The sequence below is a fragment of the Clostridium tunisiense TJ genome (assembly GCF_000300195.1).
Lineage (GTDB): Bacteria > Bacillota > Clostridia > Clostridiales > Clostridiaceae > Clostridium_J > Clostridium_J tunisiense.
In genome coordinates this window covers 494,129-516,675 of the sequence record NZ_AMQH01000002.1, presented here as the reverse complement: position 1 = coordinate 516,675, position 22,547 = coordinate 494,129, and the positions used below count along the sequence as shown (strand labels likewise).

Genomic DNA, 22,547 nt, shown 5'->3' with positions numbered 1-22,547 from the left:
GTGAATCTAATTCAAGGGGGCTTCATTGTTAATTTTATTTAAAATTAATAATAAGCTGTTTTGTATATACTGAAAGTATGTTATAACATACTAGGGGAAAAAATTAATGAAGGGAGCTATGAAAATGAATAAAGCAAATAACAAAGAAGAATTAATAAAATACTTAATGATAATTATAGGTACTACTATAACAGCTATGGGAATTAATATATTTTATTCACCCTACCACTTAGTAACAGGAGGATTATCAGGTCTAGCCATTGTAGTAGAATATGTGTCTAAAAACACCCTTGGCTTTGGAGTTCCCCTATGGCTTACAAACCTTTTAGTAAATATCCCGTTATTTATAATTGGAATAAAACTAAAGGGTAAATCCTTTGCAGGTAAATCTATATTTGCTGCAGGTTTTTTATCTCTAGCGCTTTGGTATACAAGTTATATTCCAGCAGTAAAAGCAGACCTTTTAATAGCTGCTGTATTTGGAGGAGTCTTAGTAGGGGTTGGTATTGGACTCGTATTGAGAGCCTCAGCAACTACTGGAGGAACAGACCTTTTAGCCACAATAATTAAACATTACTTTAGAAGGCTGCAAATTTCAAATGTAATGTTAGGTATAGATTCAGTAATAATCACCGTTGGACTTTTTGTATTCGGAGTAGAAAAGGCCATGTATGCCTTAATTTCAGTATTTATTATTTCTAAGGTGATAAACAGTGTACTTGAGGGGATCAATTACTCCAAGGCAGTACACATTATCTCAACTAAATCAGAGGAAGTATCTGTAGCCTTAATGAAAGAATTAAACAGAGGGGTAACAGGAATTAATGGTACAGGTATGTATACTGGCGGAGATAAAAGAATATTATTTGTGGTTTGTTCTAAAAACCAAATAGTAGCACTACAAAAGGTTGTAACCAGTATAGATGACAAGGCCTTTATAACCATCACAGACGTAAGAGAAGTAGTGGGAAGAGGCTTCACAGAACCGCAATTTGATATTCCAAGGAATGAAGCTTAACCACTAATAATATAAAGCTTTACCTTTTAGATAAGTCTTGGATTTGGTTTTGTATATGAAGGTTATTATTAAAACCTATATTAAGCCCTAAGAAAGTAGAAAAACCTATTTTCTTAGGGTTATTTTATTTAAAAGTATTAGAATAAAAAAGCTTATGCATTTCGGCATAGGACTTTTATAAGTTACATATCCTTTTAGGTAAAGCTTAAACTTAAAAACTTATAGGTATAGGATAATTCTTTGGTATTTAAAGATAACTCTTATATATGAAACTTAACGACATGTTGGAAAGATAATTTTCCTATATTTTTAATAAATCTCATAAGTTAGGACTGTTAATTAAAAATACAATTTAATAATGATTATTAAATAATATTAAATTTCTATTAACTCGCAAAAAAAGAAGGAATTAAAAATCCTTTATAGAACTAAACTTATAAGAGAATAATTATAGTAGATGAAAGGGTGATATTATGGATATTAGAGTAACAAAATTTAATGAATACAAAGAAACTGCAGAAGTTAAAGCAATTCTTATGTTCGAATCTAAAGAAGATTTTCATATGAAGTTTGAGGATGAAGCTATAAATAATGCAATTTCTTATGTAATAGAAAATAAAGAATTCACTGGTAAAAAGGGAGAATTATATACTGTTAATTTACTTAGAAAAGAAGCTCCAAGTAAATTAATTTTAGTAGGTGCTGGTAAAGGGGAAGAATTAACAGCAGAAACTATTAGAAAAAGCCTTGGAAAATTAGTTAAGGAATGCTTGAGACTAAAGGCAACTACTTTAGAAATTAATGTACCTGCACTAAGAAAACATTTTGATATGGAAATAGCAGCAAAAGCTATAGGGGAAGCTGTAACCATGGCCACTTATACCTTTGACACTTACAAAAGTGATAAGAAGCCTGTAACCTTAAATGTTGTAACCTTATTATGTTGCAGTCAGTGTGATGTAAGTATCTTAGAGGCAGCAGTAAAAGAAGGTGTTGCCCTAGGAGAAGGAAACTTAATAACAAGAGCTTTAGTAAATGAGCCTGCAAACATATTAACTCCAGCAGAACTTGCAAAAGGAGCAGAAAAAACTGGTGAGGATTATGGCTTTGAAGTTAAGGTTTATAATAAAGAAGAAATAATTAGCTTAGGCATGGAGGCTTACATGGCAGTGGCTAAGGGATCAGCAAATGAGCCAAAGTTAATTGTAATGAGACATATGGGAGATAGTGAGAATCCAGAGGAGATATTTGGACTTGTAGGAAAAGGCTTAACCTTTGACACAGGCGGATACTGCATAAAACCAGGTCAAAGCATGGCAAACATGAAGACAGATATGGGTGGAGCAGCAGCAGTAATTGGTGCAATGAGCACTATTGCAAAAATGAAGCTTAAGAAAAATGTGGTGGCTGTAGTTGCAGCTTGCGAAAATATGATCTCTGGAGAAGCCTATAGACCAGGAGATATAATAGGTTCAATGGCAGGAAAAACCATTGAAGTATTAAATACTGATGCAGAAGGAAGACTTACATTGGTAGATGCAGTAACCTACATCATTAGAAACGAAAAAGTAAGCAGAGTTGTAGACATTGCAACTTTAACAGGTGCAGTGGTCACAGCCCTTGGCAGTGCAGCTATTGGAGTAGTTACTAATGATGATAACTTCTATAACAGCTTAGAAGAAGCTTCAAAAGAAGTTGCAGAAAAGGTTTGGAAACTACCATCCTTTGATGAGTACAAAGAACAAATCAAAGGAGAAGTAGCAGATCTTAAAAACATTGGAGGACCAAGAGCAGGTACCATCACAGCAGGTTTATTCATTGGAGAATTTGTAGAAAGCAAACCTTGGCTACACCTTGATATAGCAGGTACTTGTGCTGGTGAAAAACCACCAACAGAATATCATTCAAGTGGAGCTACAGGAAGTGGGGCAAGACTTTTATATACTCTAGTTAAAAATCAATAAAAAAGTTTTAATGAGAAGGGAGCTGGTTAATACCGGCTCCTTTTTAATGGGGCTTTTTATTTTGTGAAAAAGTAAATTTAAGATTTAAGGTAAAACACTAGAAGTGCCCAAGGTTATATTGAAGTTAAGTCGATATAGTAGACACAACTTATAAAACACTTTTATGCAACTCTAGTCAAATCCCCGCATTGTTGAAAGGGAATGTAGGTAATATAAGTTACCCATTTTTGATTTGTAGATGTTGTTGAAATTCCCTCTTAAAAATATTTTCTCTATTTTTAACCTTTATTTTTGATGCAATTAGAAATCCATTAACTTATGATGGTTATACTTATACGTGGGAAATGGGTAGGCAATTAAAATCAATAAACAAAACTGGACAAGCTATTTCCTATAAATATGACGATTCAGGAATAAGAGCTGAAAAACTTTAAATGGTGTAACAACATCTTGTAACCTTATTGGATATAAAGTAACTTATGAAGATAATGGAACGGATAATGTATATTATACTTATTACAGCGCTGGCAAGCTCGTGTCTATTAATATAAGTACAAAAATTTCTGAAACTAGTTGGTCAACTCCTACTGAATACTTCTATGTAAGAAATTATCAAGGTGATATAATAGGTTTAATTGATAAAGCAGGAACTCAAGTTGTATCGTACACCTATGACTCTTGGGGTAAGTTAATATCTATAAAGGATGCTACTGGTGTGGATATAACAAACACTATAACCCATGTAGGATATAAGAATTGTTATAGATATAGAGGGTATAGGTATGATACCGAGACTGGATTATATTACTTGCAGAGTAGGTATTATAATTCTGAGTGGGGTAGGTTTATTAATGCAGATGGGATTGTTGGGCAAACTGGAGAACTGTTAGGACATAATCTATTTGCCTATTGTAAGAATAACCCTGTAAATATGAAAGATGAAGATGGTTTTAGAGCATTGCCTGCTTATGGTGATGAGGAAATAATTGCAGCAATAGCGGTTGTAGTTACTGTATTTTGGACAGCGTCAAAAGCTGCATCGACATTAATTAAAGATACTGTAAAATCAGTGGTATCTTCAATACCACATGGAAATAGTAAAAGCAATAATAAACCTCAACATGGTTATGAAATATATCATAAAAAAACAGGGGACGGAATAAAGGTTGGAATAAGTGGAGGAAAAATAAGGAAAGATGGTAAATCATATAGAGCAGAAAAGCAGGTAAGAGACTTTAATCGACGTGAAAGTAAAGATATATATGAATCAAGAATAATGGGGTTTTTCCCAGATAGACAAAGTGCACTTGAATGGGAATGGTTGGATTCCCAGTTCGTTATGCACAAGACCATTCTATGAAATATCATGTAAGACCTTCGGTTGATAATTGGTGGGATATGAAATAAGTTATAAGGAGGAGCAATATAATGTATCTTAGAGATATACAACTAGATTTGCCATATAGAGAAAAAACTAATATTTTGAAGGATATTATGATTAAGCATAATTGTACTTATGAAGAGGCTTTAAAAATGGACTATGAAGAAAATTGGATGATTGGAGTTAGAAGGAGATTTGAATTAGAAACAAGATGTGTTATTTCTATGTTTTTGAGATTGCTTGGAAAGTATAAAACTAAAAATTGTTCTAAAATAGTTATTGATTGTGTTGAAAATGAACTTACAAAAAAATATCCTTGCTATATGGGGAGTTGTTCTGGAATAGGCTTAGTTAGATATGAATTAGACTATATAAAATTTTTCAATATGAATAGTAATGAAAAAAAACAATGTATACTACAAATAATTAAAGAAAGTTTTTATACTATAGGAAAAGAAGAAAAATGGGACTTAAATCCTATAGAAGAAACCATTACTAAAGTTCAAGAATTAAATTATGATAATTCTTGGGTGTATGGTAAAAACGTAAAAAGTCCAAACAAATCTCACACGGCAGAATTATATATTGAACATCATATAGAAAAAATAGATTTTTTTATTGTAGTTCGTAATAAGCAGAATGAAATAATAAAAAAGAAATTAATAATAACTGAAAAACCAAGTGAATGGTTTTATGCAAAATATTTTGGCAAGTTACTTTGGATATCAGATACAGAAATAAATCTATGTGCCAAGAATGGATTTATAATTAAGAATGTATCTTTAGAGTAGTTTTTTTAAAAATAATAAATTTGAATATACTCGAATTTTGCTGAGAAATTATGATAAAGTTATATGAATAAGAAAAGGTATATTTATGTAACAAAATATAAAAAGTTAAAAAGGAACTAGAGAATTAATAGTATGTGCTAACTGCAAAAGTAATACTAACTCACTTTATAAAATGCATATAATTTTCAAAAATATAAAAACTGAGTCTTACTAATATTTAAAAGTATCTAATAAAATATAAAATAGCTGCATAATCTAAATTCTGTAGTGAGAGACAGTCAAAAGCTAAATACAGGAGAGCATCCACCATACTTGCGGTTGATGGATGCTTTCTTCTTTTTTTGTACCAAGGGCAGAGATAGGGCACATTTGGGCGAGATTTGAAGTGATAAATTCTAGTGTTTCCATAGGTTTGGGCGGAGTGGGCAAAGGTTGGTACAAGTATATCCCAAAATATGGTATAATCTCTGTAAAGATTAGTTTGCATTTGAGTAAAATATATGTCCTATCAGTCCAAACCAAGTGAAATGAACAAAGTATCAGTCCTAAATCAGCCCAAACTATGCCCTACATGTGCCCATAAACTCCAAAAATGCAAATAGGAATGGAATCATGAGTTTCTACAAGTTTTCTAAATCATTGTAGAAACTAAGCTGATTTGGCAACAGCTTTTGAAACGGACGGTTCTAAGTTCATTAGTTGAAACAATGGTGTACTGTAGCTAGTCTCACTAAGCCAGTAATGTCAACGGGTTTCAGATTTGAGAAAATTGGATAGATACCAAGATTTTGGTGTTTGGGTATAGGTATGATACCGAGAATGGATTATATTATTTACAAAGTAGATATTATAAACCAGAGTGGGGTAGGTTTATATATGCTGATGCACTAGGTGGACAAGTAGGAGAGTTATTATCGCATAATATATTCACATATTGCTATAATGAGCCTGTTAACCTGAAGGATGATACGGCGTTTGCCGCTATCCAAGCACAAGATGGCGGTGGCGGTGGGGTAAGTGACAGAAATACAGGAAATCAAACAGTAGGTGGTGCTATAAGTAGCAATAAGAGTATCTGGGGAAGGCTTAAGGAAACTGTTAATTATGGATCTACACGTTTAAAGAATGGTCTTCAGTCTGGAACTAAGTCAGTGCCAAATCCAAATGGTAAAAACGGTGGAATATTGAACCAAACAACAATTAGTAATATCAAACCTATGACCACAAATGGCAGAATGCAAACCGAGTATAGATACAATACTCCAAATGGAACAAAATCATATAGATATGCAGATAAAGTTGAAATTGTAGATGGAGAAGTAATTAAAATATACCAGTGTGGCAAGTTAAGCAAAAATGGCATTCCGATAACTCGTGAAGCAAAAGCAATAGAAGATATTATGAATTCACCAGATTATAATGGAGCACCAATTTATTTTATGCCATATAATTCAGGAATCGGTCCAATTATATATAAACCATAGTATGAAAGAGGTGGAAACTTTGGGCAAGCAAGTAAATTTTTATATAGAAAAAGAGTTAGAAGAAAAGTTTATTCAGCAGGTTTTTAATCAAGGATTTATAATTCTTGCTGAGGATTTAGAAAGTAAAAAATTAGTTGCTTTCAATGCGTTAAGAGAAGTAACCCCAAAAACTCATATTTTATATCTATATAAGGAAGAGTTTGGGAAGATAGTAACTGATGAGGAATTTGAGTATAGATTAGATTATTTAAGAAGTCCAGTAATAGAATTTACTAGAACCTTGGTGAAACATGAAAAAAAAATAATAACAAAGGGAAGATTATGGGTAGAATCTAAATATTATGATGATAGTGGCGTTATAGTCAATAAAGATTCAAAAGTAACTAAAGAGTTCAATTCATTGATAAAATGGATGAAAAGGTATGTAGAATTACAAGATGTAATAAAGGGCGATTATATTGTTAAAGAATACATTACCGACAACATAAAGGTTGTAGCAAATAATGGGTTTAAATTAATGTAATATTGTATTTAATAAAATAAAAAATACGCAATACATTACTTAGTGGTTACTTTAATTTAATACTCTTTAGGTTTGATTAAATACTATTTATTATTTTAAACGTATATTAAATTAATAATAAAAATGTTATTAGATTCTTTCCAGTATATACAATGAGGAAGAGAAAAACGAAATGAGAGAAACTAGTATTTCTCGTAATGTATAATGCTAGTAGGTGCTATAGGATTTCAGTTATGTGTTGGTCAATGTTATAGTTATAGATAAAGTTTCAAATGGAATAAAAGGCAAATATTATGGGAGATGATGAATATGAAGAAAATCATGCCAATTTTAGGGGCTATTTTAGTCTTAATTACTATAATATTTACTAGATATGTTGTCTTTAAACATGGAGAAGGCTCTAGATTAATAATTATAACATTTGCTTTAATTGTTTCAGTTGTTGGGTTTGTAGGAATAGTATACACAAAGAATTATTTAGCTATATTAGGAGCTCTTATGATGATTTTACCTCTAGTTGTGATGTCGATAGGAATATATATTAATAATATATATATTTCTGCTATAGGATTATTATTAATTTTTATACTAATACCTATGATGATAAAAGTTACTAAAGTGAAAAAGTAAATGCTAGTGTAAATAACCATAGAATACTAAACTAAATTTTAAGTATGAATTATAAATAACTTACTATAAGAATAATTAGTTGTTATGCGTCAAATGGTGGCGTTCTATAAGGGAGAAACATCTAATAAAATTCCAGTTTCAGATGAATATGATTTACTTGTTTTTCTTGTTAGTAGTTCAGCAAAGTTTGGGAGCAAGTATTTTTGTAAAATCTTAAAGTATGCAGGTACAGGGGTTTTAGCAGAAGTGGCATTTTGGGGTAGCGGTGCATATGGCGGATTAAAATATATGTCCGAACACAGCGGTTTATCGGGTGAAGAAATTATTTTTATTCAATATTAACTAATTTGGGGTGATTTATGGATAGCGTTATGTTTATATTAGATACTATTGTTTTCTTATGCATTATCATACAAATGTATGACAAGATTGCTGAAAAGTTAAAGATTCATACTGTGCCACTGGTAATTTTCAAAACATTAGTATATATTTTTTTGATAATAAAATTTGGTGCAGTGATAGTTTGGATAATATTTCATGCGGATATTTCACCTATAATTTCAAAGTATTGGATTGTCTATCCATTTGTTTCAATTTTAGTCATATTAGATTTATTTGAAAAAAAGCGCTAATGATAATACTTGTAGAAACAATTATCGAAATATAAAAAAAGTTTTAATTATTTTAAATAATACTTTAATAGAAAATAAGTAGATAGAACAAAAACTACCTGCCTATTTTTATATTTGCATTATACATTTGATAGGTATGATACCGAGACTGGATTATATTATTTACAAAGTAGATATTATAATCCAGAGTGGGGAAGGTTTATAAATGCTGATGGTATAGTAGGAGCTGCGGGAGAATTATTGTCCCATAATGCATATGCCTACTCAATGAATAATCCGATAAATAAGCAAGATGCAAATGCCAATATGCAACAGATGTTTTTGGCACTGAATTTACTATAAAAGAAGTAATAACTACAATAAGTGTTAATGAAAAAGGTTGGTACTTAACTCGATATGGAGTCGAGAAATATGAGTAATTTAATGATATATGGGATTTGCTTGAAAATGCTAGAGTTGATTCGATGTCTTTAAGAAGCATGTGGGACAAAGCAACATTTTGATATAGCGGTAAAATTATTTGAAGCAGAAGTAGGAGTAGGCATTGGAATAGGTGTCCAAGCTTCGGAGCAATATATGAGGGTTCCAGTATCTTTAAGTGCTGTTGCAAAAAATGATATGCTAAAATATAAAGGTAGTGGTGGAAAGAATGATATAGGCGCTGACTATTCAGCATCAATTGGATATGGAATTGGGTCTATATCAAAAGAATTTGGAACTGGAAAATTCCACTCATATATAAACAAATCAAATAAATGTTCATGTGATTTTTTAGAAGACACTATGGACTCAATTTATAATTGTGTAGACTCAAAATCAAAAGGTATAGAAAGTGACCTTAAAGTCCAATTTGGAGCGTCTCTATATTTCATATTAGGTGGAAATGTAAGTGGAGCATTCAATTTAGCTTATTTTGATAATGAATATCAACACATATGGAAGGAATAAAAAGCATGAAAAATTATTTTAAAAAAAATAAAGCTACAATATTGATATCTTTAGTGATTTTACTTTATTTCTTTTTGTCAGTAGATATTCGAAAAATGAAGATGCCTACAGTAGATGAATTTATATATTTTTTAGGAATGGTTCTACCAATTGTTTTTTTTACTTATAAGCTTTTAAAATATGGTAAAAAAATTATTGAATCAGACAACAAAAAAAATAAACAAACAAAAATGTTCATCGTATTTTTCTTTGGTTCAGTTTTTATTTCAATGATAAGTGTAATGTTCAAAGTACTTTTTTTCGAATAACAAACAATATTTTAGTTATTTCGTTGTAGTTGTCATTTTCCTCAACGAATAATAGTGTATACTAGCTTATTCAGCTAATGATATAAAATCACTTTGTATTGTTCAAAATTAAACTCTATACAATATAGCCTCATCAAATTTAACATACGATAACTGTAAGTTAGAAAAAATACAGGAAGGTAAGTGGATATGAAGAACTATTTTCAAAAGAACCGAATAAAAATATTAATATCTTTGGGAGTAGCTATTTATTTTATTTCCGTGATAATTACTGAAACAATGCAGATTCCTACAAAAAATAACTTATTAGCATTTATAATAACTATAGTATCTTTTACTCCTATAATTTGTGGACTTTGGATATATAGTAAAAAAGTAAGTGAATCAAAGAAAACTACTAGCAAAATTATAAAATGTTTGATTATATTTTTCATAGTAGTAATTTTAGGCACAGAGCTACTTTCTTTGTATATAAAATTATCTCATTAGAGCATTTTAATTATATAAGAACCATACCTTAAGTTAATTTTAAAATATATAAAATAAAACTAGAAACTTTTCTAATGTTTTAAAGATAATTTGAAAAAACTTAATTTATTAATTATTATAAGTAATAAAAAGGAAATATAAATGCTATGTCTATTACACCTTTTATTTTAGTAAAGAATTATTTAATGTATAAAACAGGCGTTATTTTTAAAGGTTTTAACAATGTAACAAATGACCCAAACTCATTTAATAATTTTCATCCAAGAGGTTGTGACAGATAAATGTTAATTAAATTTTACAATTGAGTTTATATAAGATTTGAATGTGTAATGATAAATTACTAAGGTGCTAGAAGGTGAATTCAATGAAAGATAGAAAGATAGACTATATAATAGGCTTTTTCATATGCCTAATAATTAATAGTTCACACTGCTCATTACCTATTAAGTTTAAAGAGGTTTTTGAGTTGATATTTGCTTCTACTGTATTTGGTATAATTTTTGGAGGTATAACTAATTTTATTTTTAAAAAAAGAAAAAAATAAAATTAGTATTAATAAGATATTTCTTCGTATAGGTTAAATAAATGAAGGATTTAGGCTAAATAGAATGTGGATTAAGAGAATAGTACTCGTAATCCACATTCTATTCATATCATGAAAGTAAGGTAATAAGAACTATAACACCGACATATACCTTTACTATTTATAAAGCAGATATTACAACCTAGAGTGGGAAGGTTTATTAATGCTGATGCAATTGCTGCTGTAACAGGTGATTTGTTATCTACAAATATATTTGATTATACAAAGAATAATCCTATAAATATGAAGGACGACCATGGATTTTTATCTTCGAGTGTTTTTGGAGAAGGTGGAGAAGGCACGTATACATCACAGAACTTGGCAAAATCAGTTGGCAATTCTGGAAAAGAAGTAGGAAAAGGAGCTGCAATAAGTGCTAGTGAAGAGAGTTTAAATAAGGTTACAATTTACAGTTCAACGACAAAAATTGCAACACGAAAAAGCACAAAAGTAATAAGTGAAGTAACGCTTTCTGCTAAACATCTTGGAAAAACTCTAAAGATTGCTGGAGGAATAAGTACAGGCATATCAATTGCAGATAATTTTTCGGGAAGATACAGTACAACTGCCGCTTTAGTGAGAAGTTTATTTGATGTTGGTGGATTTGTAGGAGGCATTATTGCTGGAGCAGCATTAGTAGGTAGTGGTGGCATAGTTATTGTAGGTGTTGGCATTGGAATAGCAGTAGTGACAGAAACAGTTAAACTTGGAGCTACATATTTTATTGATAAAAAGTTTTAATTAATTTTACGAAGAGGAGCATATTAAATAATGAAACAGTCTCAAAGTAATATCTATTCGATACTAGGTATATTATCATTCATTATAGCTAAATTTTTGCTAGATAAAATAGGAATTCAGAATATACCTATTCAGATTACTATTTTAGTATTATTCATTTCAAATATTGCAGTCATCATGGGAATAAGAAAGCGAAAATTTGATGATAAAATCAAAAAATACTATACAAGAATAACAATACTTTTCCCAATACTTTCATTAATGGCAACTATAATACTAGTGTTTGTAATTATATATCCATATCTAGTTGATAAGTATATAACATTTCTCTGCATATGTTTAGCAACATGTGTTGGTGCTTTTATTGCATTTACTACAACATGTGTTAAGATTATAAAAAATAATAAATAAGAATATAGAAGTTAAAATAGGGATGTCTGAAAGTTATGCTTTTAGGTATCCCTTAATTATTAATTATAATAAGGATAGTAATAAAAGTAATATGGTAAGGTGATATAATTGGATTAATAGATAAAGCAGGAACTCAAGTTGTATCTTACACCTATGATAGTTGGGACAAACTAATTTCTATAGATGGAACACTTAAAGATACTGTAGGAGTTAAGAATCCTTATAGATATAGAGGATATAGGTATGATACCGAGAATGGACTATACTATCTACAAAGTCGTTATTATAACCCTGAGTTTTGCCGCATGTTAAATGCGGATGATACAGATGTGTTAACATCTACGTTAGCTGACTTAACAGATAAGAACTTATTCAGCTATTGTGACAATAACCCTGTAATGCGTGAAGATAGTGATGGTGATTTTTGGGGATTTGCACTTGCTGGAGGGGGTGCATTAGGAGCATCTTGGTCACTTGGTGGTGCGAATTTTTGGAATCCAGTTGGATGGGTTGTATTAGGAGTTGCTACTGTTGCAACTATAGCTTATGCAGGTTATGAATATTATAAAGGTAAGCAAAATAAAATTAGTTATTCAAAGAAAAATGATTCGCCAGTAGTGAATAGCCCAATTGGAAGAGCTAATAGAAAACAACAAGGACGAGAGGTAAATGAGAATAAGAGAAAGAATAAGAATTTTGAATCGAGAAGTAACAAAAATACGAACAGAGGAATGAAAAAGCATACTCCTTCAAGAAAAGGACATAAAAAATATTGATTAAGGAAGGGATTACTTATATGTTGTGTGGTGGATTAAGAATTAGATGTTTAGATGAAATTGAATTACAACTAAGGGAAATAGCAATAGAGTTTGGAAAATGGATTAGGGGAAAGTTGGATTTCCCTGTTACAGTTACAGTTTATATAAAAAGCAAGTATATAAGTAAAATAAATAATGAAGAGATTTTTTTAGCATCATTTTTCGCACCAGATAACAGAGGGCATAATCCTTACATTAGAGTGGATGTGGAAAATCACAAAGATAACTTAAATGATGTTAATGAATTTAGAAAATCAATATTAGTATCTATAGCCCATGAAATAATACATTATATGCAATGGTTTGAAGAATTGGATTTTTGCGAAGAAGATGCAGAGAATAAGTCTGAACAGTTAGTAGAAAAGTTTCTAGAAGATAGGGGATACAATTTAACAGTAACATTTAAATCAAAAAAATTATTAGAATTAGCAGATTTAAAAAGTTCACACGAAAATTTTAATGAGGCAATTTCATTGTATAAAGAGGCTATAAAAACAGGTTGTGATGATGAATGTGTATATAATTCTATTGCTTATTATTACGATTGTATAGAAATGTATAATGAATCAGTATACTATTATGATAAGGCTATAAAAATTAACCCTAATAATTCCGCAATATATACGAATAAAGGTTATGCATTATATTGTTCTGAAAAATATAATGAATCTATAGAAAATTACAATAAATCTCTGAATATTGAGGCTACTAAAGAAACCTATGTATTTAAAGCTTATGCACAAGAAGAACTAGGAAGTTATACGCAAGCTATAGAGTGCTACGATAAGGCTATTCACTTAGATTCTGATTACGATATAGCCTATAATAGGAAGGGACAATTGTTATGTCATATGGGTATATTTGATGACGCTAAACAAGCTTGTAGCAAAGCAATTTCTATTAGTTCTGATTATGCTGATGCCTACTATAATTTATCAGTAATATGTGCAAAGTTGGGTGATTTTTATACAGCAACTAACTATTTGAAAACTGCAATAAGCATTGATGAAGAGTATATACATTATGCGCAAGACGAGGAAGTTTTTAATGATTATAAAGAATTATTTCAACAAATTTTAATTAACTAATTATTTTGTAAATTAAGAAAAATAGTCAATCACTTTATTTACCGCCTTTGCATAAGCAAGGGCGGTTTTAATTGGATAGATGGAATAAATGTAGCTAGTCAGCTATTAAAATAATTTCTCAGATACCTGAATAGTTATACTAAAATAGTGATTTCAAAAACGTTGTAAAATATCGGCTACTAAACCCTTTGATATGCAAAGCCTTGAGTAGATGATAACATAATTTTTTTATACTTAAGGCAACATGGAAGATGCTATGTTAGCAAGCTACCTCTTGACATAGCTGAAATGGAAATACATCATAAAAAACTAGTGAGTAAGGGAAAAGCAGAAATTTAGCATGCAATTTAGTTTCTTTCAAATTAATCTCCTTAAAAAATACTTTATTTTTTATTCATAATCCTGTAAAATATAGGATATATTGATAAAATTCTGAATAATGCTACTTTTTTCTACAAATATGGAGCCTTTAGGAAAGCTAATGGAAGATAAAAGGCGACACAATTTTATTAGTGAATAGTGTAAGTATCTTTAGGGTGGTACAAGCTAGTTCTAGAATTACTAAATAAATGCTTCGTTTATTATCTTCGGATTTTAGACTTTATAGTAATTATTTAAAAGAAAAGTCAGCATTAAACTATACTTTGAATTTATCATTAAACAAATACTTAAGTTATGGGGGAGAAAGATGGGAACAGGCAAAAATGGTCAGAGACAAAAGAAAAACAAGGTTTTACTAGGAATTATTGTAGGGGCAATTATTCTTGCGGTATCTATACCAACTGCAGTATATTCCTATAGCTCAAATCAGTACAACAATCTTGTGAGCTTAGGGGATAAGGCTTTGGAAAGTGAAAATTTTGATGAAGCAGAAAAGTATTATAAGGAAGCACTAAATCGTAAAAATAAAAATAGTAGCGAAATAGATGAAAAGCTTTCCATGGTAAATTCAATTAGGGAAGCAAAGGAGCTTTATAGTGAAGGTGAAAAGCTTTTAGCTGATAAAAATTACTTAGAGGCAATAGATGTGTTTAAGAAGATTAAAAGTGTAGGAAGATATGCAAAGGATTCTCAGGATAAGATTGCACAGGCCAGCAGAGCATATATTGAAGAGAATCTTGCTAAAGCTAAATTAGAAGTAGATAATAAAAGATATAGTGAGGCAATTGGGTTTCTAGATATTATCTTAAAGTTTGACGAAACAAATAAAGAGGCTTTAGCATTAAAAGCTGAGTACAACAAGGAACTTGTAGGCATGACGGCTAAGGAAAATGACAGCAAGGGGACAAATGTCACAGGGAAAAGCACAAGTACTAGTACAGGAACATCAAAAGGCAATACAAATAGTCCTAGCAAAAATACCAATACAAGTTCTACGTCTAACCCTGCACCTGCAACAGTATTCAGCTATGGAAATACTACAGGCAACATAATGAATGGGTCGGGAACTGCCTTTGATGGGGAATTTATATATTTTACTAACGAGAGTGATGGAGATAAAATTTATAAAGTTAGACCTGACGATTCTGGACTGACAAAAGTAACTGATAGCCCAGGATATCAAATAAGTATAATGGGACAATGGGTTTATTACTCATCAGGCATTACTGATAAAGGTATATACAAGGTTAAAAAAGATGGGTCTAATAAAGCTAAGCTTGTTGATGGTACGGTAATGTCTATTAATGTGGTAAGTGAATGGATATATTACATTGTACCAGGAGCAGACGAGTCTACCCTCTATAAAGTTAAAGGGGATGGCTCTAATAAGACAAAAATCTCCGTAAAAAATAATGATTATGTCATGGTTGAAGGCTATGAGACGTTAGTAGTTGGAGAATGGATATATACAAATCTCTATAGTAAAAGTGATTGGAGAACAGTGTTTTGTAGAATAAAAACAGATGGTACTGGAGTAGAAAGAATATTAGATAGTAGTACACATAGTTTTGCCATTAACAACGGTTGGATATATTATGTAAGTAGCAATGGAGCTATTAACAAAATTAAGGTTGATGGAAGTAATAGAGCTACAATATACAAGCCAAATAACTTTTCACCCTATAGTATAAATATTTCAGGTAATTATATATTTTTTAGTGCTGACAATCAGACTGCTAGTGAAGAGAATTATGGTATATATAGAATAGGTCTTGATGGATCAGGATTTACAAGGTTATCTAAAAGCTGGTGCAGACACTTGGCTATATCCTCAAATTGGATCTACTTTAGTGGAGGCGATGATAATCAGTGGAGGATAAAAACAAATGGAACTGAAGAAGGAAAAGTTTCAGAAAAGCTAGTTAGGTAAGAGAATATATTATAGGTTAATTACATTTAAAGTGGTTATATAGTATAATTTAGCAGATAGGTTAAGCCTATCTGCTTATTTTTTTCTAGTTAGAGTATAATAGTTATGACATAATAAAAAGTAAAACCATTAGAAAGTAGGAGAAAACTCAATGAGAAATATAAAACTTACACTTCAATATGATGGCAGTAAATATAAAGGCTGGCAAAAGCAAAAGGAAGAGGATAATACCATTCAAGGAAAGCTAGAGGCTCTTCTTAGCAAGATGACAGAAGAGGAGATACAAGTTCATGGTTGTGGTAGAACTGATGCAGGAGTTCATGCTCTAAATTACGTGGCAAACTTCCAAACTACCAAGGACTTAGCTCCAGGATACATATTAGATTACTGCTATAAGTATCTACCTCAAGATATACAAGTAACTGAGGTGAAAGAAGTGCCTTTAAAGTTTCATGCAAGATATAACGCTAAAAGTAAAACTTATGTGTATAGCATATACAACAATAAGCATAGAGATGTGTTTAATCTTAAGCACTGTACTCATGTAGAAGAGCCTCTTAACATTGATGCTATGAGAGAAGCTACTAAGTACCTCATAGGAACCCATGATTTTCAAAGTTTTACAACCTTAAAATCAAAAACTAAATCCACTGTAAGAACAATAAACTCTATAGAGTTCACTAAAGAGGGGGATTACATTAACATAAGCTATACAGGGGATGGATTCCTAATGAACATGGTAAGAATAATTACAGGTACCTTAATAGAAGTAGGGCTTGGAATTATAACTCCAGAGGAAGTTGAAGTTATAAGAGATAAAAAGGAAAGAAAGTATGCAAAGGCAGTAGCTGAGGCTAAGGGACTTTTCCTAAAGGAAGTTAATTATTAATAATAAAAGCGTGCTTAAGGCACGCTTTTATTTATGTAACTTTATTAGATTAATCGTCTTAATTAATACAGGAAGGATTAAATAGTTACTATAAATTTAATTTTATAGAATTCCTTCTTCTTTTAATATATTCTCAATTTCTTGCATTTTCTTTGAAAGTTCTAAAAAGTTTTCTTTAATTGCATCCTCAGATAAAGAGTTTTCCTGAATAGATTTTTCTAATTCTTCAATAGTTGATAACGCCTCATCAATATCTTTTTGAGCTAGTTTTAAACTTTGTTCTTTCATAATAATCTCCTTTGCAATAAATTATGTAGTCTTTTGGGATTAAAGTTTATTTCATTCATAAACCAAAGTCTTAAGAAAACCAATATAAACCTATATATAAAATAGGAGTTGACTCTGGTTGTTTATATATGAAAATAAAACGGATCTTAAATGTATAAAAATATGATTTCAAAATTATTTTTAACCAGGTAGCCCTAGTTAAGCTTATGATTACATTTTACTTTATTAGGCCTTTATCATCAAGTAATAATTGCAAGTATTCCTTAACTAAAAAGTACTTATAATTAATTTATACCCTAAATTTTAAAATATAAACCTCTAGCTAATACTAGAGGTTTATATTTTTTTACCTTTTAATCTTAGTTAAAAGGGTCGATTTTAACCACATCTTGAAAGAACCGTTATTCCATAGTTTTTAGGAGTGAGCTAAAGCTCCTTCCACAGTTCTTGAGCAAAATTAACTTGTTTCTTATTTAAATAGTTATATAAATTTCAATAAGGGCTGAACACATGAATTACAGCTATCTATAGAAACTCCCTCAAGAAGTTTTCTGCAATGTACTACGTAGGTTTCACAGGTTTGCAAATCTAAAATTTCAGCAATGTCATTTTTTAAGTCCACCCTATTTATCCATACCTCGTGATTTTTATAAAACACTGTAATCATATCCCTAGAGTTTTTTATCTCTACAGTTCTATTGGTCTCCATAAAATTCCCTCCTTGTTTTTTATATATGTTTCTTAAGAGGTTTTCTCTTTTAGAAAAAGTCATAAGAGGTATGTCCTACTAATATATATATTATAGCTAGTACAAAAATGTGCAAGAATATTACTCAAAACTTGCATTAACAAGGGTATTATCATATTAAAAAGGAGAAATATGAATGATAAACATAATATGGTTTCTAATTTTAGTAATCGGCATAGGGTATGGAGTTTTTAATGGAAATGGAGAGCTGGTTTCAAAGGCTATAGTATCCTCTACCTCTTCTACTGTAGAACTCATCATAGCCTTAGTTGGAATGATGTGTCTTTGGTGCGGGGTAATGAAAATAGCAGAAAAAAGTGGACTTACGGATAAGCTAGCTAAAGTTTTAAAGCCTGTATTAAGACTTATCTTTAAAGATGCAGGGAGAGATGAAAAGGCTTTAGGAGCCATTGTAATGAATCTTACTGCTAACATGTTTGGTCTTTCCAATGCAGCTACACCCTTTGGAATTAAAGCTATGGAAGAGATGGATAGATTAAATAGAGATAAGGAAGTAGCTAGTAATGACATGGTGCTATTTCTAGTACTAAATGCTGCTTGTATACAATTTGTACCTACTACTGTTGTGTCCATAAGGGCTGCACTAAATTCTCAAAACCCAGGCGCAATTATTTTAGCAGCCCTATGCACAACTACTTTTGCATCAATCCTTGGAGTTTTGCTTTGTAAGTTATTACAAAAGCATTTTTAGCTTTATTATCAAGAAGCGGCATTAGGGGCTTAAGATGAACAAATTCCCACACTTAAAGGTATATAAGGGGTAGAGCTTGTTTATTTATATAGGCTTTTTTAGTCAAAGATTAATTTATTAAAGATGAATTTCATTCATCTTTAAAAAACCTTAAGAGAACCAATATAAGTTTTATGTATAAGTTAAGTCTTAAATTTGCTTCTCAATAAAGTAGAGGCAAATTGTTTATAATTTAAAAAGGAGAAAGCTGATATGGGAAATATATTTCAGTATATAGTAAAAGCCATAATCCCTATTATAATAGGGGGAGTTGTAATTTATGGAGTTAGAAAAAAGGTTAAGGTTTACGAATGCTTCGTTGAAGGAGCTAAAGAAGGGCTTAATATTTGTGTAAGAATATTTCCCTATTTACTTGCAATGCTTCTAGCAGTAAACTGCTTTAGAGCCTCTGGGGCTATGGATTATTTTATAAATCTAATACAACCTGTGGTTAAGTTTGTGGGGATTCCTCCAGAAATCGTGCCTATTATATTTATTAAGCCCTTATCTGGTAGTGGTGCTATTGGGGTTTATACAGATGTTGTAAAACAGTTTGGACCAGACTCTTATATTGGAACTGCTGCATCAATAATTATGGGGTCTACGGAAACTATATTTTATACAATTACAGTTTATTTTGGAGCAATAGGCATAAAGAAAATACGACATAGTCTATGGGTAGCTTTAATAGTAGATTTTTGCGCAGTTTTAGTTGCCATAAATCTTGCTAAGTTTATTATTTATTAAAAAAGGCTGTATTGCCTGGAAAATAACTTCCAGACAATACAGCTTTTTCATTTTATCATAGAAAGTGAATTTAGAAGTAGCAGTCTGTGTATAAGGAATTAAATTTTTGCTACTATTATTACTCTTAACTACACTTTTCTTTTTACAATAACTAGTAATCCAAAGACTTAAATTTCTTTTTAAACATAATATATAAAAGTAGTCCATCTAGGCCCCATTGAATTACACAAATCCACCAGAAGTAGGTTATAGACATTTTCAACAAGTATATAAAGTAATATACAAGAGGCAGCCTTATAAACCAAGAAGTAACGAAGGCTACTACAAATGGAGTCTTAGTATCTCCGAAGCCCTTTAAAGCTCCACCCATAATCATTGAAACAGCCATAGTAGGTTGTTCAAAGGCAGCCACCATAAGACAAGCAGTTCCTAAAGAAATAACTGCTGTTTCACTACTAGCTATGAAAAGACTAGTTAATTGGGTTGGAATCACTAAGAATAAGAAAGAGAATAAAAGCATAACTCCTATGCCTAAAATGGTACAGGTATAAGCATATTCCTTAGCCTTTTTAAAGTCCTTTTCTCCAACCTTATTTCCCACCAAGGTAGTTGCAGCCACTGCAAAACCCCAACCAGGCATAAAGGATATGGATTCAAGAGTTAATGTAATTTGATTTGCTGCAAAGGCTGTAGTACCGAGGTACATAATCATAAAGGTAGTGCCAAGCTTACTTATACCATAAGCAGCCTCCTGCATGGAAGCGGGAATAGAAAGAGTGATTAAGCTTTTCAGTCTAGTAAAGCTGAAAGAGCTTATGTACTTAATCCTTATCTTGATTAGTGATTTCTTATAGGTATAAATTACAGCATACAAAAATCCAGAAATATGTGCAATGGCAGTAGCAATGGCAGCTCCCTTAATCCCAAGCTCAGGAGCACCAAATAAACCAAATATTAAAACTCCATCTAAAACTAAATTAACAAGGACCACCACTGAAGAAATAATGAGAGGAGTTTTTGTATTTCCATAAGATCTATGAATTGCAGCTAGCATGCTAGTCATCATATTGAAAGAAAGACCAATACATACAATATGGATATATAAAACACCATAAGAAATAACTTCAGGCTTTGCCCCTGCTAGTTTAAGTAGATCTTCTGCAAATAGGAATATACATAATGTAGAAACAAAACTTATAAAGGTTCCAAGGGAAAAACCAATGGTAGCATACTCTTCAGCAGTATCTAGTTCCTTAGCACCGTACCTTCTAGCTACAATAGAAGTAATTCCTACAGCAAGTCCTTGGGCTATTAGTATATTAGCAATAGTATAGACAATTTCGCAGGAAATGCCAACAGTACTTACAGCTAGCTCTCCACCATACTGACCTACCATTACAGTGTCTAACACCCAAACTAACATATACAAAATCATTTCACCTACAGCAGGTAGTGCAAGAGATAAAACATCTCTTATATTATTTTTGTTAACATAATTTCTTATATTAGTAAGTTCCATAAAAATCCCCCTTATGTATTAAGTTTTTACTAATAGTAAAATTTTAAAAAAGAATTTTATAACTATAGTATTTTTACTTTAATACACATAAATAATTAATTAAAAATGAATACCAATTCATTATAGCAAAATTATGCCAATATTAACAGAATGCAACATAGGGAAATAATTAAATTTTTTGAAACTTCTGTAATTGAAAAAAATCAGTGCTATAATAAATATAATTAGTTACATAAAATAGGTAATAAAGGCTTCAAAGGTGAAAATGAATTTTATTCATGATGAATGAAATCCATCACCAAAAAGCCTTAAGAGAAACAAGGTAGGAGTAAGGTAAGCCTTGGCCTTGTGTCACTATAGAGAAAACACTTCAACATTTAAATTGGTATTTTCAAGAAGTGGGTTATGCAAAAGATATAGACACGCTCAATGTATTGTAAATGTTTAAGTTATTCTTGGTATGAATAAATTTTCATACTAAAAAGATGTTTATTTTATGAGCTTGTTTATATATATAAACAAAAGATAAGTAAAAATAATTAAGGGGTAAAATGGGGGATATATATGAGGGAAGTAACAGCTAGTAAATTTCAGAGGGTAGAACAAACTGATATAGGTGAGGAGTGGAATGGGACAAGTCTTACCTATTGGAAAAGCGTTAGGATAGCTTTTTTTCAAAATAAAGCAGCTATAATAACAGCAATAATCTTATTAATAATTATTGCTATGGCTATAATTTATCCGATGGTTTCAAAGTACTCTTATTTGCAACAGGACTATAAAATTAAGAATTTAAAACCATCGATGGAACATTTCTTTGGTACAGATAATTGGGGAAGTGATTTATTTACAGGAGTATGGCAGGGAGCTAAGGTATCTTTAATTTTAGGAATACTAATTGCCTTTATAAATTTGGTTATTGGCATGATTTATGGAGGCATATGTAGCTACTATGGAGGTCTTACAGATGATGTTCTAATGAGAATAATCGAGATTTTAACTAATATACCTTTGCTAATTGTGGTTATACTAGTTAATTTAATCCTAGGACGTTCAATTTTCACCTTTGTAATTGCATTAACTATAAGTGGATGGTGTAATGTAGCCAATCTTATAAGAGGGCAGTTTATCCAGCAAAAAGAACAGGAATATATTTTAGCAGCTAAGGCTTTAGGAGCAAGCACTTCTAGGATTATTAGCAAGCATTTAATGAGAAATGTAATAAGTATTGCTATAGTTACCATAACTCTTGAGATACCTAATGTAATATTACTTGAAAGTATGCTAAGTTTCATTGGGTTTGGAAGCTCTTTATTAAGCTGGGGAAGCTTGTTTTATAATGCAAGTTTTTCTTTGGTTTTTTATCCTTATCAGGTGTTTTTACCAGCACTTGTAATATCTATAACCATAATATGCTTTAATATTTTAGGAGATGCCCTGAGGGACGCCTTTAATCCACATGAAGTTGTATTAAAAAAGCAGTAG

Annotated in this window: 25 protein-coding genes; 22 read left to right on the top strand and 3 right to left on the bottom strand. The window is 30.9% G+C overall.

Annotated features, from left to right (window positions below; genetic code table 11):
• Positions 1–124 precede the first annotated feature (124 nt).
• The 19 genes from C661_RS0102380 (at position 125) to truA (ending at position 17,009) form a co-directional block, all read left to right on the top strand.
• Entirely contained in the window at positions 125–1,018 is an 894-nt protein-coding gene (locus C661_RS0102380; RefSeq protein WP_041876934.1) for a YitT family protein, read from the top strand.
• A gap of 473 nt (positions 1,019–1,491) precedes the next feature.
• The gene (locus C661_RS0102375) at positions 1,492–2,982 is read left to right on the top strand and encodes a leucyl aminopeptidase (protein ID WP_017413696.1); all 1,491 of its coding nucleotides are present in this window, start codon (positions 1,492–1,494) and stop codon (positions 2,980–2,982) included.
• A 535-nt stretch (positions 2,983–3,517) separates the two neighbouring features.
• A complete protein-coding gene (locus tag C661_RS23875; protein ID WP_017413695.1) occupies positions 3,518–4,342 on the top strand; it encodes an RHS repeat-associated core domain-containing protein in 825 nt (274 codons plus the stop codon).
• A 68-nt stretch (positions 4,343–4,410) separates the two neighbouring features.
• Positions 4,411–5,154 carry a hypothetical protein gene (locus tag C661_RS0102365; protein ID WP_017413694.1) on the top strand — a complete coding sequence of 248 codons (744 nt, stop codon included), beginning with the start codon at positions 4,411–4,413 and terminating at the stop codon, positions 5,152–5,154.
• 791 nt (positions 5,155–5,945) lie between these two features.
• Complete coding sequence (locus C661_RS0102355) at positions 5,946–6,638, top strand: RHS repeat-associated core domain-containing protein (RefSeq protein ID WP_242825961.1); 693 nt, start codon at positions 5,946–5,948, stop codon at positions 6,636–6,638.
• Positions 6,639–6,657: 19 nt separating this feature from the next.
• Positions 6,658–7,161, top strand: a complete 504-nt coding sequence (locus C661_RS0102350) for a hypothetical protein (protein WP_017413691.1) — start codon at positions 6,658–6,660, stop codon at positions 7,159–7,161.
• Between the two features lie 309 nt (positions 7,162–7,470).
• Positions 7,471–7,791, top strand: a complete 321-nt coding sequence (locus C661_RS0102345; RefSeq protein ID WP_017413690.1) for a hypothetical protein — start codon at positions 7,471–7,473, stop codon at positions 7,789–7,791.
• Positions 7,792–7,875: 84 nt separating this feature from the next.
• Positions 7,876–8,133, top strand: coding sequence for a hypothetical protein (locus tag C661_RS0102340; protein WP_157785669.1), 258 nt, complete (start codon positions 7,876–7,878; stop codon positions 8,131–8,133).
• 17 nt (positions 8,134–8,150) lie between these two features.
• On the top strand, positions 8,151–8,423 hold the full coding sequence (locus C661_RS0102335) for a hypothetical protein (RefSeq protein WP_017413688.1): 273 nt from the start codon (positions 8,151–8,153) through the stop codon (positions 8,421–8,423).
• A gap of 114 nt (positions 8,424–8,537) precedes the next feature.
• Positions 8,538–8,765, top strand: a complete 228-nt coding sequence (locus C661_RS23030) for an RHS repeat-associated core domain-containing protein (protein ID WP_083861606.1) — start codon at positions 8,538–8,540, stop codon at positions 8,763–8,765.
• Between the two features lie 234 nt (positions 8,766–8,999).
• Positions 9,000–9,371, top strand: coding sequence for a hypothetical protein (locus tag C661_RS0102330; protein ID WP_017413687.1), 372 nt, complete (start codon positions 9,000–9,002; stop codon positions 9,369–9,371).
• Positions 9,359–9,679 (top strand): hypothetical protein, encoded by a 321-nt coding sequence (locus C661_RS0102325; RefSeq protein ID WP_192812640.1) that lies wholly within the window; start codon positions 9,359–9,361, stop codon positions 9,677–9,679. Before C661_RS0102330 ends, C661_RS0102325 begins: the two co-directional genes overlap by 13 nt.
• A 189-nt stretch (positions 9,680–9,868) precedes the next feature.
• Positions 9,869–10,168: a hypothetical protein gene (locus C661_RS0102320; RefSeq protein ID WP_017413685.1), complete on the top strand. Its 300-nt coding sequence runs from the start codon at positions 9,869–9,871 to the stop codon at positions 10,166–10,168.
• A 730-nt stretch (positions 10,169–10,898) separates the two neighbouring features.
• Positions 10,899–11,492, top strand: coding sequence for a hypothetical protein (locus C661_RS0102310; protein ID WP_017413683.1), 594 nt, complete (start codon positions 10,899–10,901; stop codon positions 11,490–11,492).
• Between the two features lie 30 nt (positions 11,493–11,522).
• Positions 11,523–11,903 carry a hypothetical protein gene (locus C661_RS0102305; protein ID WP_017413682.1) on the top strand — a complete coding sequence of 127 codons (381 nt, stop codon included), beginning with the start codon at positions 11,523–11,525 and terminating at the stop codon, positions 11,901–11,903.
• A gap of 104 nt (positions 11,904–12,007) precedes the next feature.
• The gene (locus C661_RS24470; RefSeq protein WP_083861605.1) at positions 12,008–12,679 is read left to right on the top strand and encodes an RHS repeat-associated core domain-containing protein; all 672 of its coding nucleotides are present in this window, start codon (positions 12,008–12,010) and stop codon (positions 12,677–12,679) included.
• A 20-nt stretch (positions 12,680–12,699) separates the two neighbouring features.
• Positions 12,700–13,809: a tetratricopeptide repeat protein gene (locus tag C661_RS0102295; protein WP_017413680.1), complete on the top strand. Its 1,110-nt coding sequence runs from the start codon at positions 12,700–12,702 to the stop codon at positions 13,807–13,809.
• Positions 13,810–14,497: 688 nt separating this feature from the next.
• A complete protein-coding gene (locus C661_RS0102290) occupies positions 14,498–16,120 on the top strand; it encodes a DUF5050 domain-containing protein (RefSeq protein WP_017413679.1) in 1,623 nt (540 codons plus the stop codon).
• A 151-nt stretch (positions 16,121–16,271) separates the two neighbouring features.
• On the top strand, positions 16,272–17,009 hold the full coding sequence (gene truA, locus C661_RS0102285) for a tRNA pseudouridine(38-40) synthase TruA (protein ID WP_017413678.1): 738 nt from the start codon (positions 16,272–16,274) through the stop codon (positions 17,007–17,009).
• A gap of 102 nt (positions 17,010–17,111) precedes the next feature.
• On the opposite strand, the gene C661_RS0102280 is transcribed toward truA, so the two are convergent.
• Both C661_RS0102280 and C661_RS0102275 read right to left on the bottom strand, forming a co-directional pair.
• On the bottom strand, positions 17,112–17,297 hold the full coding sequence (locus C661_RS0102280) for a hypothetical protein (protein WP_017413677.1): 186 nt from the start codon (positions 17,295–17,297) through the stop codon (positions 17,112–17,114).
• A gap of 481 nt (positions 17,298–17,778) precedes the next feature.
• Positions 17,779–18,006, bottom strand: coding sequence for a small, acid-soluble spore protein, H family (locus C661_RS0102275; RefSeq protein ID WP_017413676.1), 228 nt, complete (start codon positions 18,004–18,006; stop codon positions 17,779–17,781).
• Positions 18,007–18,181: 175 nt separating this feature from the next.
• On the opposite strand from C661_RS0102275, the gene C661_RS0102270 reads away from it, so the two are divergent.
• Together C661_RS0102270 and C661_RS0102265 are read left to right on the top strand one after the other, a co-directional pair.
• The gene (locus C661_RS0102270) at positions 18,182–18,757 is read left to right on the top strand and encodes a nucleoside recognition domain-containing protein (RefSeq protein WP_017413675.1); all 576 of its coding nucleotides are present in this window, start codon (positions 18,182–18,184) and stop codon (positions 18,755–18,757) included.
• A gap of 252 nt (positions 18,758–19,009) precedes the next feature.
• Positions 19,010–19,543: a spore maturation protein gene (locus C661_RS0102265; protein ID WP_017413674.1), complete on the top strand. Its 534-nt coding sequence runs from the start codon at positions 19,010–19,012 to the stop codon at positions 19,541–19,543.
• Positions 19,544–19,694: 151 nt separating this feature from the next.
• Here C661_RS0102265 and C661_RS0102260 read toward each other — a convergent pair whose 3' ends face one another.
• Positions 19,695–21,062, bottom strand: a complete 1,368-nt coding sequence (locus C661_RS0102260) for an MATE family efflux transporter (protein ID WP_017413673.1) — start codon at positions 21,060–21,062, stop codon at positions 19,695–19,697.
• A gap of 564 nt (positions 21,063–21,626) precedes the next feature.
• Here C661_RS0102260 and C661_RS0102255 point away from each other — a divergent pair.
• Positions 21,627–22,547, top strand: coding sequence for an ABC transporter permease (locus C661_RS0102255; protein WP_017413672.1), 921 nt, complete (start codon positions 21,627–21,629; stop codon positions 22,545–22,547).